Genomic DNA, 15,367 nt, shown 5'->3' with positions numbered 1-15,367 from the left:
GCCGGGTGCCCGGGCCGTTTTCGTTCTCCGCTCGCCGGGTATCCGCATCGGACGACGAGAAGGAGGGAAAGCCGATGGCAGGGACGGACCCTCGCCCGTACTTGACGGAAGCGAAGTACCCGTGTGGACGCGACGAACTCCTGCGGGCCGCCGCGGCGGCCGGAGCGGGCGACGACGTCCTTGGCCCCTTGGGCACGCTGCCCGCCCGTGACTACGCGGACGGGGACGGTGTTTGGGAGGCCATCCGCTCCTACAACGGGGCGCCGATCCACGACACCGCGAAGGAAGCGCCGTGACATGAAGGGGTCCCCCGGCTCCGAGGGGGAGGGAGAGCCGGAGGACCCCGTCATAGTTAACACATTCCCGGCCACGATGTACACGAACGCATACACCTTCGAGTGGCAATCGGGCGCGATCGCCCGAATCGGGCCAGACTGGTGTATTGGCCGCCGGTCAAGAAGCCCGCAGCAGCAGCCGTGCCGCCATCTCCGCGCACGAGCAGCCTCCGTCGACGTCGAAACAGTCGATCGTCAGCGTGTGCCGGGAGAAGTCGAGGTCGACGCAGCCGTCTTCGCTGCATTCGGTGAAACCACCGTCGACGTGGACCACCAGGGTCCCGTGGCAGTGATCGAGCCCATCGGCGCAGAACGCGCACTCCATGGTCATGCCGCCTCCCGCGATCAGGATCGAAGATCGCTTCGGAAAAGTTCTCCTCGATTGCCTTATTACCACCGAGGGACGACAAATCCTGGCATACGCGCGGCGTGTCGTGATACCCGGCGGGTGCCACCGGGCACGACAGTTCACAAAGGAGGGTCAGGCGCTCTTCGGAGTTCGCTTGCCCGACGCGGGTTTCTTGGCCGCCGTGGCCTTCTTGGCGGCTGCGGGCTTCCGGCTCTTCTTCGCCTCGCTCACACTGGCCTGCAAGGCCTCCATGAGGTCGACGACGTCGGCCTTCGCGCCGACGACCTTCGGCTTCGTCGTCTGGTTGCCCGCGGCCTTGGCCTCGATCATGGCTTCCAGGGCCTCACGGTAGGAATCGGTGTACTTGTCCTGCTCGAACACCGGCTCCGAGAGCGAGTCGATCAGCGAACCCGCCATCGTCAGCTCCTGCGGCCGCACCTGCGGCGGATCGTCGTGCAGGAACCCGAAGTCCGGGACGCGGACCTCGTCGGGCCACAACATCGTCGTCATCGTCAGGACATCGCTGTGGACCCGCAGGATCGCGAGCGTCTCCCGCTGCCGGATGGCGACCTTCGCGACCGCCACGTGGCTCGCCTTCTGCAGCGCGTCACGCAGGACCACGTACGGTTTGACGGCGTTCTTCTGCGGTTCGAGGTAGTAGGTCTTGTCGAACTGGATCGGGTCGATGGACTCCAGCGGCACGAACTCGAGCACGTCGATCGCCCGCGACGACGCCAGCGGCAGCTCGGACATGTCCTCGTCGGTGAGCACGACCATCTCGCCGTCGGGCAGTTCGTAGCCCTTGGCGATCTCGGCGTAGGGCACTTCCTCACCGTCGATCGTGCAGAACCGCTTGTACTGGATCCGGCCGCCGTCGGCCTCGTGCACCTGGCGCAGCGAGACGTTCTTGTTCTCGGTGGCCGCGTACAGCTGGATCGGGATGCTCACCAGCCCGAAGGACACCGAGCCCTTCCACATCGAACGCATCGAGCCGCACCTCCGCTGCCGTCACCGACCGTACTCACAGACGGTGACCACGGTAGCCCGAAACGGCGCACCGCGACAGCCCCGCGAACCCGATCGCGGGACCGCCGCGGCCCTGGAATCAGACCTCGGCCAGGTATTTCTCCGCTTTCGCGGGGTCCAGGAACCAGTGCTGGAAGTCGGTCGGATCGGAGAACCCGTTCGCGAACCGCTTCGCCACGGCGGGCTTCTCCCCCGCCGCGCCGATGATCTGGAGCACGTGCGGGGGCGGCGGCTGCAGCATCGCGTTGGTCCAGGTCGTCACGTGCTGGGCGTACTCCCAGTACTTCTCGAACGACGCGGACATCCACTCCTCGTCGAACGGCTTGTCGCCGCGTTCGAGGATAGAGTCCAGATAGGACGCCGCGCAGTGGCTCGCGTTGTTGGAACCCTGGCCGGTGATCGGGTCGTTGGCCACCACGACGTCGGCCATGCCGAGCACGGCGGTCCCCGAGTCGAGCTTGCCGACCGCGTTCCGCACGACGGGCGTGTATCCGCCCGCCAGCGTCGCCTTGTCGTCGGTCAGCACGGCGTTCCGGGACCGCTCGTACTCCCACGGCAGGAACTGCTTCATCAGCGACAGGATCCGGTCGAGATGCTGCTGCGGCGACGGCCGGTCGTCCCAGCAGTCGAGCGGGCCGCCGGGGACACCCTCGAAGAACAGGATGTCGCAGTTCCCGCTCAGCGTGTACGCGGGGATCATGAACAGCTCACCCGCACCGGGGATGATGTTGAACCGCACCGCCGCCTTGTCCGGGTGCTCGGGCCTGCGCTCCAGTCCGTGCACGTAAGCCAGCGAAAGCGCGCGCTGGGGTTCGGTGTAGGGCGAACGCTCCGGCATCCGATCGAACAACTGGACCAGCTCACCCTTGCCCGCCGCGATGACGACCAGGTCGTACAGCTTCGCCAGCGGAGCGAGATCCGACGTGGTGACGCCGTGGATGACGACCTTGCCGCCCCGGTCCTCCACCAGTTCGAGCCAGGCGGCCATCTTCACCCGCTGGTCCACCGACTGCGCGTAGTGCTCCAGCGGCCCGAACCAGTCCAGCACCCGGCTGGAGTCCGGTCCCGCGATGGAAACGCCGAGCCCTTCGACCTTGACGGTCTCTTCCTCCCACAGGTTCAGCTTGTGGTCCCGCTCGTGCTGCAGAGCGGAGTGGAACATGCACTGGGTCGACATCACCTTCCCGGACCGGATCTCGTCCGGCGTCCGCGCCGACATCACCGTGACGTCGTAGTCGTGCGCGAGCAAGCTCAAGGCCAGCTGCAACCCCGACTGTCCGGCACCGACGATCAGAACCTTGCGCATCCTCGACGTTCCTCCCAGAACCGTTCAGCTGAGTGCGGCGAACTCGCGACCAGGCCCGGAGACCACCGCGAGGGACAGCGTGTGCGACACCAGTTCCTGCAGCGTCGCGACCGCCGACTTCGGGTCGCGGGCGTCGCAGGTGACCAGCGGGATGTCCGGGGACAGCGCCAGCGCGTCGCGCACCTCTTCGAGGTCGTGCACCGGCATTCCCTCGAACTGGTTGACCGCGACGATGAACGGCAGCTCGGAGTCGTTCTCGAAGTAGTTGATCGCGGCGAACGACTGGTCGATCCGGCTGGTGTCGACCAGCACGACGGCGCCGAGCGCGCCGCGCGAGAGGTCGTCCCAGAGGAACCAGAACCGGGCCTGTCCGGGGGTGCCGAACAGGTACAGGAGCAGGTCCTCACGCAGGGTGATCCGGCCGAAGTCCATCGCGACCGTGGTGGTGGATTTGGTTCCGGGCGGCACCAGCTCGTCGACGCCGGCCCCCGCCTCGGTCATCCAGGCCTCGTTGCTCAGTGGCGGGACCTCGGAGACGGAGCCGACGAAGGTCGTCTTGCCCACGCCGAATCCACCGGCGACCACGATCTTGGCGGAAATCGCCAGCAGACTGGGGTCAGACCGGGAGGCGCTTGAGTCCATCGAGGATCCTCTCGAGCACGTTCGTATCGTGGTTGTAGGCGTGGGCCGTCGGGTGCACGAAAACGGCGCCCTGGGTGGCGAGGTCGCCGATGAGCACCCGGACCACGCCCAGTGGCAGATCCAGTCCCACCGAAAGTTCGGCGATCGACGAACGATCCCGGGCGCGCTCGTACAGCGAGCGCGATTCGGGCATCAGCGCTTCGGCCAGTGACGGGTCGTAACGCGGGACCGAGATCAAGGTCTCCACCAGCAGCAGCTGGCTGCTCTTCGTCCGGCCGCCGGTCAGCGCGTACGGCCGGATTCTGCGGCTGCGCATCTTGACGGGCCGGTCCGGAGATTGGTCGCTGGACACGGTCATCCTTTCCTTCTCCGGATTGTCAGGCCTGCGGCCGTCGGGCGGTCAGGACCTGCCGGAGTCCCGCTCGCACCTCGGGGGTGAGCGCGTGACCGGCGTTGGTGATGAACTGGGTCATCTCGTAGGCGACGACCTTCATGTCGCAGTCCGGTTCGGTGAGCACCGCGAGACCCGCCTCGGCACCGATCCCCATGAACAGGAAGTATCCGCGGGTGAGCCGGATGATGATCTGCTCGCAGTTGCCCTTGCCGAACAGCGCGGCACTGTTGCCCGCGAGGCTGAGCAGACCGCTCGCGATGGCCGCGAGCTGCTCGGCGTCGTCGCTGGACACCGATTCCGACGCGGTCAAAGGGAAGCCGTCGACGGACATGATCAGCGCGTGGCTGGCACCGTGCACCTTGCGCACGAAGTCGTCGAGCAACCACGTGAAATCCGTGGTCGCGTCCTGGGCGGTCACTGGGTGTTTCCTCCGGTCTCACGCTCGTGCCGGTCGTCGAGGGCGGCACGCTCGCCGTCGGTGAAGGCATCGAGGTCGGCCAGCAGCGCCTCGTGCCCGTCCGCCGCGTCGGCGGACGGGGTGGTCGGCGGGGCCGGTTCGTCGGGCAAAGTCCTGATACTGCGGGAAACCCGGCGCGGCAGACCGCTGGCCGTGGTGCCGCCGTCGGCGGGTGGTTCGAAGGCCGTGCGCGGACGCGGGCTGGGCTTCCGTTCGGGTTCCGGTGCCGCCGAAGGGGCCGGGCGGCGCCGCGGCAGCCCGGACGGTGTCGCGACCGGGTTCCCCACGGGCGCGCCGTTGGTGATCCTGGCCTGCGGCAGCACGACCGTCTGCGAGCCGGACCACTGCTTTTCGACCAGTTCCGAGACCACTGGGACCGGCAGCAGCACGGTGGCGACCGTGCCGTGCGGGGTGCGGCGGTCGAGCTTCACGGTGATCTCGTGCCGGTCGGCGAGCCTGCCGACGACCGCGAGACCCATATGCCGCACGGAATCGTCGTCGAGCACCGGACCCGCCGCCAGCCGCTCGTTCAACGTGGCGAGGCGTTCGGGCGGCATGCCGATGCCCTCATCCTCGATGCGGATCAGCACGCTTCCCTGTTCGGTCAGATGCGCGCTGACGCTGACCGGCGAACTCGGCGAAGACTGGTTCGCCGCGTTGTCGAACAGCTCCGCGAGGATCCGGCTGACGTCTTCGGCGGCGAAACCGACGACACCGAGCGAAACGACGCGGCCGATCGTGATCCGCGAGTAGTGGTCGATCGACGACATCGCGGCCCGCATCACGTCGAGCACGGACGAGATCCCTGTGGTCGTGTCGTCGGCGTCACGGCCGGCGAGGACACGCAGGTTCTCGGCGTTGCGCCGCAACCGGGTCGCCAGGTGGTCGAGGCGGTAGAGCTCGGCGAGGCGGTCGGAGTTCTCCTCCCCCGCCTCCATCGTCTCCAGCTGCGCGAGCAACTGATCGAGCAGGTTGAGGTCGCGCAGCGCGACATTGGAGCAGACCCCGGCGAGCGCGCCGGCGTCCGGCGCCTCCACCGCCGGGCGCTGTTCCACCGGTTGTTCGACCGGCGGAACCGATGGAGCGTGCCGGGGCGGTGCGGCGAGGAACTGCGCCGCGGCGACCCTGGAACGGTCCAGAAGAACCCGTGAGCGGTCAAGCAAGCCTCGAGCCCGCGTCACCATGTGCTTCCACTTCTTTCTCTTCGCATACCCGGACCCGTGTCGCACTCCCCAGCACAACGACGGCCATGCAAGCAGAAGTCACTATCCGTGTCCACAGTCGGTTTCCGTCTAACCGCTGGCAGTGACGGGGTCACGAACGCATTACGGCTGGTGAGCGGTGCACACTAGGCCATTCGGCTCATCTTGGGTGTCCTGCGCCACGGGGGATGTCCGAAAAGTGCGTAGTGCGCATAAATTTGCGTGCCACGCAACTTTTCTCTAGGCTGACGGCATGACCCCGGACCCGGCCGCGCCCTTGGGGCTGCGCGAACGCAAGAAGCGAGCGGCCCGTCGCGCGATGAGCGAGGCTGCGCTCAAGCTCGCCATGGAGAAAGGCGTCGAACAGGTCCGCGTAGAGGACATCGCCACCGCTGTCGGGGTCTCGCCACGCACGTTCAACAACTACTTCTCCAGCAAGGAAGAGGCGATCTGCTCGTTCATCGTCGAACGACAGGAACTCCTGCGGGAGGCGCTGCGCGAGCGGCCTTCGGGAGAGGCGCTGTGGGAGGCTGTCGGAACCGCGACGCTGGAAGCCTACGGCAGCCTGGGAGAACCGAATCGCGGCTCGGTCGAGCTGGCGCGGTCACTGCTCTTGCACCCGTCCGTGCAGGGCGAGTTCCTCAAGGCGCACGCCAAGGTCGAACAGGTACTGGCGGACGCCATCCTGGAGCGTGCGGGCGCGGGCGCGGAAAACGCGTTGAACGCGCGGCTCATGGCGGCGATCGTGGAGTCCGCGGTGAAGACCGCGTTCTTCAGCTGGCTGATCGACGAGGGCTCCAGGCCGTTCCTGGAGACGCTCGACGTCCTCCTGTACGAGGCCGCGGCGGGCATCCCCTCGCTCACCGGCGCGAACCCGAAGAAGCAGTGACACCCTACCCACCACTGGGGGAGAAACCGTTGTGCTGACGAAGTTGTTGCGCATTCACCTGCGCCCGTACCGGCGAGACCTGTGGCTGATCGTGCTGCTGCAGTTCGTCCAGACCCTCGCCGGGCTCTACCTCCCCACGCTGAACGCCGACATCATCGACGGCGGCGTGGTCAAGGGCGACATCGACTACATCCTCGGTGTCGGCGGCGTCATGCTGCTGGTGTCGCTGGTGCAGATCGCCTGCTCGATCGGCGCCGTCTACTACGGCGCCCGGACCGCGATGGCGGTCGGCCGGGACGTCCGCGGCGCGATCTTCCACCGGGTCCAGGACTTCTCCGCCCGCGAAGTCGGCCAATTCGGGACGCCGTCGCTGATCACCCGCACCACCAACGACGTCCAGCAGGTGCAGATGCTGACGTTGATGGCCTTCACCCTGATGGTCTCCGCGCCGATCATGTGCTTCGGCGGCATCATCATGGCGCTGAACCAGGACGTCACCCTCTCGTGGCTGCTCGTGCTCGCGGTGCCGATCCTGGGTATCTCGGTCGGGGTCATCATCGCGAAGATGCGTCCGGCGTTCCGGCTGATGCAGGAGCGCATCGACAAGATCAACCAGATCCTGCGCGAGCAGATCATGGGGATCCGCGTGATTCGGGCGTTCGTCAAGGACACGCACGAACGGCGGCGGTTCACCAGGGCCGACACCGAACTGCTGGACGTCTCGCTCGTCGTCGGCAGGCTGATGGCCCTGATGTTCCCCATCGTCATGCTCGTGATGAACGCCTCCAGCGTCGCCGTGCTGTGGTTCGGCGGGCTGCGCATCGACGACGGCAGCATGCAGATCGGCGCGCTCACCGCGTTCCTGTCCTACCTGATGCAGATCCTGATGGCGGTCATGATGGCCACCTTCATGTTCATGATGGTGCCCCGCGCCGAGGTCAGCGCCGAGCGCATCACCGAGGTGCTCGACACGCACACCAGCGTCGTCCTCCCCGCGAACCCGGTCAGCCCCGGCGAGGTACACGGACGGCTCGAACTGTCCGATGTGGAATTCCGTTACCCCGGCGCGGAGAAGCCGGTGCTGCAGGAGATCTCGCTGCTGGCCCTGCCCGGCGAGACCACCGCGATCATCGGCAGCACGGGCAGCGGCAAGACCACGCTGCTCAACCTGATCCCCCGGCTGATGGACGCCACCGAGGGCTCGGTGCGGGTCGACGGCGTCGACGTCCGCGAACTGGATCAGACCGTGCTGTCCGACGCCGTCGGGCTGGTGCCGCAGAAGCCGTACCTGTTCGCCGGGACGGTCGCGAGCAATCTTCGCTACGGCAAGGCCGACGCCACCGACGAAGAGCTCTGGCACGCGCTGGAAGTGGCTCAGGGCAAGGACTTCGTCGAGCGGATGCCGGAGGGGCTGAACTCCCCCATCGCCCAGGGTGGGACCAACGTCTCGGGCGGGCAACGCCAGCGGCTCGCGATCGCGCGGATGCTGGTGCGGCGTCCCGAGATCTACCTCTTCGACGACTCCTTCTCCGCGCTCGACTACGCGACCGACGCCGCGCTGCGGCGGGCGCTCGCGGCGGAGACCGCCGAGGCGACCGTGGTCATCGTCGCGCAGCGGGTCAGCACGATCCGCAACGCCGACCGCATCGTCGTGCTCGACGAAGGCCGCGTCGTCGGCAGCGGAACCCATACCGAACTCATGGACACGAACGAGACCTATCGGGAGATCGTGCTGTCCCAGCTGACCGAGCGGGAGGCCGCCTGATGAGCGCGCCCGAGTCCACTTCGGACACCAAGAACACCCCGGCCGAGCCGGTGGGCGAGCGCGCGAGCGCGGCACGGGGACCCGGCCCCGGAGGAGGCGGTTTCGGGCGCGGCCCCGCCGGCTTCATGGGCGGGCAGTCCGCCGAAAAAGCCCTGGACTTCAAGGGATCCCTGAAACGGCTGCTGCGGCTGCTGCAGCCGCAGCGCGCCGTGCTGTACGGCATCCTGCTCTTCGGCATCGCCAGTGTCACGCTGAGCGTCATCGGCCCGAAGATCCTCGGGATGGCCACGGACCTCATCTTCGCGGGCGTCGTCGCGAAGGACATGCCCGCGGGCGTGAGCAAGGAAGAGGTCATCGCCGGGCTGCGGGCCGCGGGCGACAACACCGTCGCCGACCTGTACTCGGGGATCGATTTCGTCCCCGGCCGGCGCATCGACCTCGACGCCGTCGGCCAGGTCCTGCTGTGGGTCCTGCTGCTCTACATCGTGGCGTCGTTCTTCTCGCTGCTGCAGGCAAGGCTGACCACGAACCTGGTCCAGCGGGCGGTGTTCGACCTGCGTGAGCGGATCGAGGAGAAGTTCGCCAAGCTCCCGTTGAGCTACTTCGACCGCCAGCCGCGCGGCGAGGTGCTGAGCCGGGCGACCAACGACATCGACAATCTCGCGCTGTCCCTGCAGCAGACCCTCGCGCAGATCGTGTCGTCGCTCCTGATGGTCGTCGGCGTGCTCGTGATGATGTTCGTCATCTCGCCCCTGCTGGCGCTCGTCGCGCTGCTTTCGGTTCCGGCGTCGGTGCTCGTCGCGGCCAAGATCGGCAAGAAGGCGCAGCCGCAGTTCATCAAGCAGTGGTCCACCACCGGACGGCTCAACGCGCATATCGAGGAGATGTACACCGGGCACTCGCTGGTCAAGGTGTTCGGCCGCCGCGAGGAGGCCGAAGAGGTCTTCCGTGAGCACAACGACACGCTCTACGGAGCGAGCTTCAAGGCGCAGTTCATCTCGGGCACCATCCAGCCCGCGATGATGTTCATCGGGAACCTGAGCTACGTGCTGGTCGCCGTGATCGGCGCGCTGCGGGTGGCGTCCGGGACGCTGTCGCTCGGCGACGTCCAGGCGTTCATCCAGTACTCGCGGCAGTTCAGCCAGCCGGTCACGCAGATCGCCAGCATGGCGAACCTGCTGCAGTCCGGGATCGCGTCCGCGGAGCGGGTCTTCGCACTGCTCGACGCGGACGAGCAGGAACCCGAGCCCACCGAACCCGCGCGCGTGGAGAACGTGCGGGGCCAGGTCGAGTTCGAGCATGTGTCGTTCCGGTACACCGAGGACACGCCGCTCATCGAGGACCTGTCGCTCACCGTCGAACCGGGGCACACCGTCGCCATCGTCGGCCCGACCGGCGCCGGGAAGACCACGCTGGTCAACCTGCTCATGCGGTTCTACGAACTCGACGGCGGCAGGATCACCCTCGACGGCGTCGACATCGCCAGGATGGACCGCGAGGACCTGCGGGCCAAGACCGGCATGGTGCTGCAGGACGCGTGGCTGTTCGGCGGCACGATCGCGGAGAACATCGCCTACGGTTCGGCGGGCGCCACGCACGACGAGATCGTCGCGGCCGCCAAGGCGACCCACGTCGACCGGTTCGTCCGCACCCTCCCCGACGGGTACGACACGGTGATCGACGACGAGGGCGGCACGGTCAGCACCGGCGAGAAACAGCTGATCACCGTCGCGCGGGCGTTCCTGGCGAAGCCCGCGATACTCATCCTCGACGAGGCCACCAGCTCCGTCGACACGCGGACCGAGGTGCTGATCCAGCGGGCGATGAATTCGCTGCGCGAAGGACGGACCAGTTTCGTCATCGCGCACCGGCTCTCCACCATCCGCGACGCGGACGTCATCCTGGTGATGGAGAACGGATCGATCGTCGAACAGGGCGACCACGAAACACTGCTGCTCACCGGTGGTGCGTACTCCCGGCTCTATGCCGCCCAGTTCGCGGAGGCGCTGGCCGAAACCGACTGAACCGCATCGCGCGAAGGCCTCTTTTCCTGCTGTTACCGTGGGAAAAGGGGCCTTCGACGTACGGAAGGGGCGTGAACGGCGCTAGGCTTTGCGTGACTGGATCCGGAGAGGGGTGCGCTGGCCGACCATGGCGGAGAAACTCGGCGAATACCGCCGTAAGCGCAGACCAGGGCGGACTCCCGAGCCCCTTCCGGATCGCGACGGGAAGACCGGTTCCGACGATCTGTTCGTCATCCAGGAGCACCACGCGAGCAGCCTGCACTGGGACATCCGCCTCGAACGGGACGGAGTACTCGTCTCCTGGGCGGTGCCGAAGGGCCTGCCGATGTCGCCGGATCTCGAACGGCTCGCCGTGCACACCGAAGACCACCCGATGGAATACCTCACCTTCGAAGGCGAGATACCCGCGGGCGAATACGGCGGCGGCACCATGACGATCTGGGACACCGGCCGGTACGAAACGCTGCACTTCAACGACCACAAGGTCGAAGTCGTCTTCCACGGCGAGCGAGCACGCGGGAAATACCTGTTCCTCAACGTGAAGAAGGACGGCAGGGACAACGGCTGGCTGCTCAAGAGGCTCGATCCGGCCGATCCCGGCCGCGCGGGACTCCCCTCGTTCCTCGCCCCGATGCTGGCCAAACCGGGGCGGCTTCCTTCGACGAGCGAAGACGCGGACTGGGCCTACGAATTCGACTGGTCCGGGCGCCGCGCCCTGATCCGGGTGTCCGGGGGACGGATCACCGCCTACGACGATTCGGGGGACGACGTCACCGGGCTGTATCCCGAATTCCGCGGCCTCGGGGAGCAACTCGGCGCCACGGAAGCCTTTCTGGACGGGGAGATCGTGGTCTTCGACGGCGGAAAGCCGAGTCCGGACGGGCTGGGGCATCGCGCGCGGGCGACGAAGAATTCCGCGAAACGGCTCACCTCCCGGTATCCGGCGTTCTACCTGGTGAACGACCTCCTGCATCTCGACGGCCGCTCGTGTCTCGGCTCGTCCTATGTGGAACGACGAGAACTCCTCGACGAACTCGGGCTCGGCGGACCGCATTGGCAGGTCCCGCGGTACTACCTCGGGGATGGCGGCGCGGTCACGCGGGCGGCCCGCGAACACGGGCTCGCCGGCGTCGTCGCCAAACGGGCCGGCTCCGCGTACCACCCGGGACGGCGCACCGGAGAATGGCTTTCCATCACCGGAACCCTGGTGCAGCAAGTGGTTCTGGGCGGCTGGCGGCCGGGCGGCGGCAGCCGGGCGGACACGTTCAGCTCGCTGCTGCTCGGCGTCCCGCACGGGGATGGCCTGCGGTACATCGGTAACGTCGGCGTCGGCTTCGCGGGCGACGAACTGGCGGAGCTCTCCCGGCGGTTGTTCCGCTTGGAGTGCAAGACATCCCCGTTCCACTCCGTCCCGGACAAGCAGGCGCGGGACGCGCGCTGGTCACGGCCGACCATCGTCGGCGAGGTCGTCTTCGGCGGCTGGACCGACGCGGGCTGCCTGCGCAACCCACGCTGGCGCGGTCTGCTGCCGGACGTCACCGCCGACGAGGTCGAGCTCGACGGGGTCTAACGCCCAGGACACGGCCTAGAGCCGCAAATCCTCCACATCACGTCGAACGTCGAGGTCGGCTCCGACTCCGCTGACGTCCAGGATCCGTGACACCAACGGGGTCTTCACGATCACCGAGAACCGGGGCGCCACGGCGTTGGCCTCCTCGAGCACGTGCAAACCCGCGCAACTGAGGAAACCGACCCTGGAGAGGTCCAGGATCACCTGCTTACCCGTGACACACGCACCGGTGAGCTCAGTGCGGAACCGTCCGACCGTGGCCGCGTCGATCTCGCCCACCGCGGTAAGGACGAGGACGCCGTCCTTGCGGCGGCTGGTGGTCACGGCCAGGGGCGGGGCTTCGCCGGGTATGCGCTGGCCAGGCAACATTGGGAGCGCCTCTCTCCAGACCACCAAGTCCCCTCGACGGTACTCGGCGAGGGCGAGAGGTCAACCCGGGCTACCTCATTTGAGCCATTTCGGGCGAGAACCTTTACCCATGTCTTGCCATTGCCCGGCGAAGCGCCGGTGCGCGGACTCGGCGGCGGCGATGGAACGTCCGTGCAGGACCCCATAGGTGAAAGCGTTTTCGTTCTCGGCGTACGCGCGCAGGCCCAGGAGCCGCAAGACCTCCCTGGTGACCACGATGTCGTGATGCGTGCCGAGCGTGGACTGCACCGCCTTGACGTTCTTTCGCCATTTTCGAAGCTTCTTGCCGGTCACCGGCCTGACCGTGTCCGCCGCGTACCGGGCTCGCTTGGCCTTCTTGCGCACCTCGTGCAGTGCGGCGTCCTGTTCCGCACCGAGCTCCAGTTCGCTCGCCGCGGCGACGGCCTTGCCCAGCTTCCGGCTCGAACGAGCAACCGCCTTGCGTAGTTCCTTCTTATCGTCCTTGATCTTCCGCGGTTTGCGGACGAGCTTTTCCAATGCCCGCATCAGATCCGTGTACCGCTTGCTGTCGAGCGCCCGGATCGCCCGCGCCTTGGCCTCTTCCGCTTCGCGCGCGAAGTGCCGCGTCATCAGCTGCTCGACATTGCCCAGCACCAGCTCGACCGGCAACGCCCTGACCTCGTCGTGCAGGCGCGCGGACATCACCTCCGTGTCTCTCGCCGGGCCGAGTTCGCCTCCGAGCCAGCGAAGCTCGGCGGCGAGCCCGTCCGCGACGTCCGGATCGAGGGAGCGCCGGAAGGTCCGCAGCGCGCTGCGCAACCGCCTGCTCGCGACCCGCATCTGATGCACCGCGTCCTCGGCGTCCCGGCGGACGCCGATGTCGTTGCGTCGCAACGCGTCCAGCTCCGCGGCGAGATAGTCCGCCAGCACCGAACCCGACGCTCCCCCGGCCGAGGGCACGAGGTCGTCGGTCAAGCGGCGGAGCTTCGACGGCCACCTCGACCGCTCCGCGCCCGCTTCCAGGACAGCCTGGTCCAGGCTGTCGAGCACTTCGGGATCGGCACCGGGCGAGAGCTCGATCTCGATCTCCCGCCAGCGGTCCAGGTGCGCCTTCTCCCCGCCAGCTTCGCCGGTGACGACGTCGTCGGTCAGCGTCGCGAGCTCGCGGCCTTCGGCGTCGAGCAAGGCGTACGAGGTGCGCTCGGTGCGAAGATGCGCGGCCTGGACGAGCTTCGCGCCGAGGGTGTGCGCCCTGACGAGCTTCGCCAGCGCGCCCGGCACCTTGTCCGGCTTGCCCGCCAGCGGGAGGCGGAGCTCCTCTCGCCGGTCTTCGCCGACCGGGAGTTTGAGGTGCCAGCCCTCGTCACTTCCGCCCAGCCTCCGCCGCAGCGTGATACCTGCCTGCGCGAGCCGGAAGTCGGAGGTGTCGAAGTACGTGGCGTCGAGGACGTCGACCCTCGGCTCGGCCTGGTTTGCCACGGGACCGACCGGGACCAGCGGCGGGATGGGCCTGTCGGCCGCCAGGTCGTACTTCCGCTCGATCTCCGTCTCGGCGACCGGGGCACCACCCTGCGTCTTCGTCACCACGAACTCCTTCTCCTCGGCTACCAGGAAGGATTACCCCAGTAGGTGACCGCGGGAAACCCCGGACGGCTCACTCGTCCATCCGGTCGTACCGGTCCGCCCATTCGGCGAGCATCTGGCGTGATCTCTCCTCGGTCAGGGTATCGCTTTCGAGCCTCGCGACAAGGGAATAATAGGCCTCGACCGCCACCCGATCGTCGATGAACACCCCGGCCGCATAGGAATCCGTGTACACCACCGCCGGATGTTCCGTGAATTCCATGATGGTGAACGAATTCTCGAGCACCATGCCCACTCCGTCGCTTTCCGGGACGATACGAATGGAGCAATACGGCAGGTTCGCCGACAGGACGAGGTGGAGCAGTTGCTCGTGCATGATCCGGGGGCAGCCGACGACCGAACGCAGCGCGCGCTCGTGGACGTAGAACCGGCACCTCGGCGGACGATCGCGCCGCAGCAGCCGCTGCCGCTCCATCCTGGCGTTCACGACCTGGTCCAGCTGAGCCTGGTCGCGGTTGCCGATCAGCTCGAAGGCGGTGCGGGCGTACGGTTCGGTCTGGAGCAGCCCGGGGAGGGTCAACGACTCGTAGCGCACCAGGCTGTGCGCGAGATTCTCTTGGATAGCAAGGGATTTCATCGGATCGACGAGTTCGTCGAAATACGGCCGAACCCAGTAGAGGTCACCGCCGGGCTGGGTCAGTTCCAGCAGCAGGTCACGTTCGGGCTCCGCCTCGCCGCAGGTCGCGAGATACAGCGCCGCGTCCACGATGGACAGCTCACGCAGCCCTTGTTCCCACCTCGTGACCTTGCTCTGCAACCAGCCGTTACGGCGGCTGACGTCGGCTCCGCTGAAGTGCCTGCGCTGCCGGAACGCCTTCATGCGGTGGCCCAGTTCCCGGGTCCGCGCCGTCGAATCCTTCTCAACCATGCGGGCCAAAATAGGGCCGAACTCCGGCCGCGCGGTGATAGCCACGCGGTGATTCACCTCAACTGCTGATAACTTGCGCTCGCGCATTTCTGCGAAGGGCCACTTCGCAAGCGAAGCACCTTCGCGAGCGAAGCGTTCTTTAACTTTATAGCGAACGAAAGGAATGCGGGCGAGTTATCCGGAAGTGGATTTCTTGCGGCACGGCAGACCGCCGCTTGTCGCCCTGGCGCCTCCCGCGGGCGGGCAGCCGGGAGCGAGGCGGCACGGTGCGGGGTCGGGTGGGTCGTGAGTGTTTCGGGTCGTTAGAACCCAATGTCACGTGGCTTAGGTTGATCTTGGGTGAGGTTGACAGGTGGGCGAAGGCTCCCTTCGCTGCGTCTGAAGGGACGAACGGGCGCCTTCGGCCTGGTCGTGGGTCGAGGGGGTCGTGGGGGGGGGTTTTGGGTTTTCCCCCCAAAAACCCCCCCCCCCCCCCCCCCCCCCCCCCCCCCCCCGCAACCAAGTGGATGATCCTCCTTCCACCCACC

At 67.3% G+C, this 15,367-nt stretch carries 15 protein-coding genes; 5 read left to right on the top strand and 10 right to left on the bottom strand.

The window, feature by feature from the left end; all coding sequences use genetic code 11:
• Positions 1 to 74: 74 nt before the first annotated feature.
• Positions 75 to 296 (top strand): DUF2795 domain-containing protein, encoded by a 222-nt coding sequence (locus AC0685_RS14670; RefSeq protein WP_125683198.1) that lies wholly within the window; start codon positions 75 to 77, stop codon positions 294 to 296.
• Between the two features lie 157 nt (positions 297 to 453).
• On the opposite strand, the gene AC0685_RS14665 is transcribed toward AC0685_RS14670, so the two are convergent.
• The 7 genes from AC0685_RS14665 to AC0685_RS14635 form a co-directional block, all read right to left on the bottom strand.
• Positions 454 to 666 carry a hypothetical protein gene (locus AC0685_RS14665; RefSeq protein WP_478225970.1) on the bottom strand — a complete coding sequence of 71 codons (213 nt, stop codon included), beginning with the start codon at positions 664 to 666 and terminating at the stop codon, positions 454 to 456.
• A gap of 150 nt (positions 667 to 816) precedes the next feature.
• Positions 817 to 1,671, bottom strand: coding sequence for a non-homologous end joining protein Ku (gene ku / locus AC0685_RS14660; RefSeq protein ID WP_478225969.1), 855 nt, complete (start codon positions 1,669 to 1,671; stop codon positions 817 to 819).
• 118 nt (positions 1,672 to 1,789) lie between these two features.
• The gene (locus AC0685_RS14655; RefSeq protein WP_478225968.1) at positions 1,790 to 3,016 is read right to left on the bottom strand and encodes a styrene monooxygenase/indole monooxygenase family protein; all 1,227 of its coding nucleotides are present in this window, start codon (positions 3,014 to 3,016) and stop codon (positions 1,790 to 1,792) included.
• A 24-nt stretch (positions 3,017 to 3,040) separates the two neighbouring features.
• A complete protein-coding gene (locus tag AC0685_RS14650) occupies positions 3,041 to 3,658 on the bottom strand; it encodes a GTP-binding protein (RefSeq protein WP_478225967.1) in 618 nt (205 codons plus the stop codon).
• The gene (locus AC0685_RS14645; protein WP_034307728.1) at positions 3,633 to 4,016 is read right to left on the bottom strand and encodes a DUF742 domain-containing protein; all 384 of its coding nucleotides are present in this window, start codon (positions 4,014 to 4,016) and stop codon (positions 3,633 to 3,635) included. Before AC0685_RS14645 ends, AC0685_RS14650 begins: the two co-directional genes overlap by 26 nt.
• Before the next feature lie 19 nt (positions 4,017 to 4,035).
• Entirely contained in the window at positions 4,036 to 4,470 is a 435-nt protein-coding gene (locus AC0685_RS14640; RefSeq protein ID WP_005159022.1) for a roadblock/LC7 domain-containing protein, read from the bottom strand.
• Entirely contained in the window at positions 4,467 to 5,693 is a 1,227-nt protein-coding gene (locus tag AC0685_RS14635) for a sensor histidine kinase (protein ID WP_478225966.1), read from the bottom strand. Before AC0685_RS14635 ends, AC0685_RS14640 begins: the two co-directional genes overlap by 4 nt.
• 271 nt (positions 5,694 to 5,964) lie before the next feature.
• Between AC0685_RS14635 and AC0685_RS14630 the strand changes: the two genes are divergently transcribed.
• From AC0685_RS14630 to AC0685_RS14615, 4 genes are all read left to right on the top strand, one after another.
• The gene (locus tag AC0685_RS14630; RefSeq protein WP_478225965.1) at positions 5,965 to 6,600 is read left to right on the top strand and encodes a TetR/AcrR family transcriptional regulator; all 636 of its coding nucleotides are present in this window, start codon (positions 5,965 to 5,967) and stop codon (positions 6,598 to 6,600) included.
• A 31-nt stretch (positions 6,601 to 6,631) separates the two neighbouring features.
• Positions 6,632 to 8,365, top strand: coding sequence for an ABC transporter ATP-binding protein (locus tag AC0685_RS14625; protein ID WP_478225964.1), 1,734 nt, complete (start codon positions 6,632 to 6,634; stop codon positions 8,363 to 8,365).
• Positions 8,365 to 10,389 carry an ABC transporter ATP-binding protein gene (locus AC0685_RS14620; RefSeq protein ID WP_478225963.1) on the top strand — a complete coding sequence of 675 codons (2,025 nt, stop codon included), beginning with the start codon at positions 8,365 to 8,367 and terminating at the stop codon, positions 10,387 to 10,389. Before AC0685_RS14625 ends, AC0685_RS14620 begins: the two co-directional genes overlap by 1 nt.
• A 127-nt stretch (positions 10,390 to 10,516) precedes the next feature.
• On the top strand, positions 10,517 to 11,959 hold the full coding sequence (locus AC0685_RS14615) for a DNA polymerase ligase N-terminal domain-containing protein (RefSeq protein ID WP_478225962.1): 1,443 nt from the start codon (positions 10,517 to 10,519) through the stop codon (positions 11,957 to 11,959).
• Positions 11,960 to 11,974: 15 nt separating this feature from the next.
• Here AC0685_RS14615 and AC0685_RS14610 read toward each other — a convergent pair whose 3' ends face one another.
• The 3 genes from AC0685_RS14610 to AC0685_RS14600 all read right to left on the bottom strand — a co-directional run bounded on the left by AC0685_RS14610 (position 11,975) and on the right by AC0685_RS14600 (position 14,840).
• On the bottom strand, positions 11,975 to 12,328 hold the full coding sequence (locus AC0685_RS14610) for an STAS domain-containing protein (protein ID WP_478225961.1): 354 nt from the start codon (positions 12,326 to 12,328) through the stop codon (positions 11,975 to 11,977).
• A gap of 75 nt (positions 12,329 to 12,403) precedes the next feature.
• Positions 12,404 to 13,912 (bottom strand): CYTH and CHAD domain-containing protein, encoded by a 1,509-nt coding sequence (locus AC0685_RS14605; protein WP_478225960.1) that lies wholly within the window; start codon positions 13,910 to 13,912, stop codon positions 12,404 to 12,406.
• Between the two features lie 70 nt (positions 13,913 to 13,982).
• Positions 13,983 to 14,840 (bottom strand): helix-turn-helix domain-containing protein, encoded by an 858-nt coding sequence (locus AC0685_RS14600; protein WP_478225959.1) that lies wholly within the window; start codon positions 14,838 to 14,840, stop codon positions 13,983 to 13,985.
• Between the last annotated feature and the right edge of the window lie 527 nt (positions 14,841 to 15,367).

Source organism: Amycolatopsis sp. NPDC043889 (genome assembly GCF_056435645.1).
This window is presented reverse-complemented; position numbering and strand designations above follow the sequence as displayed.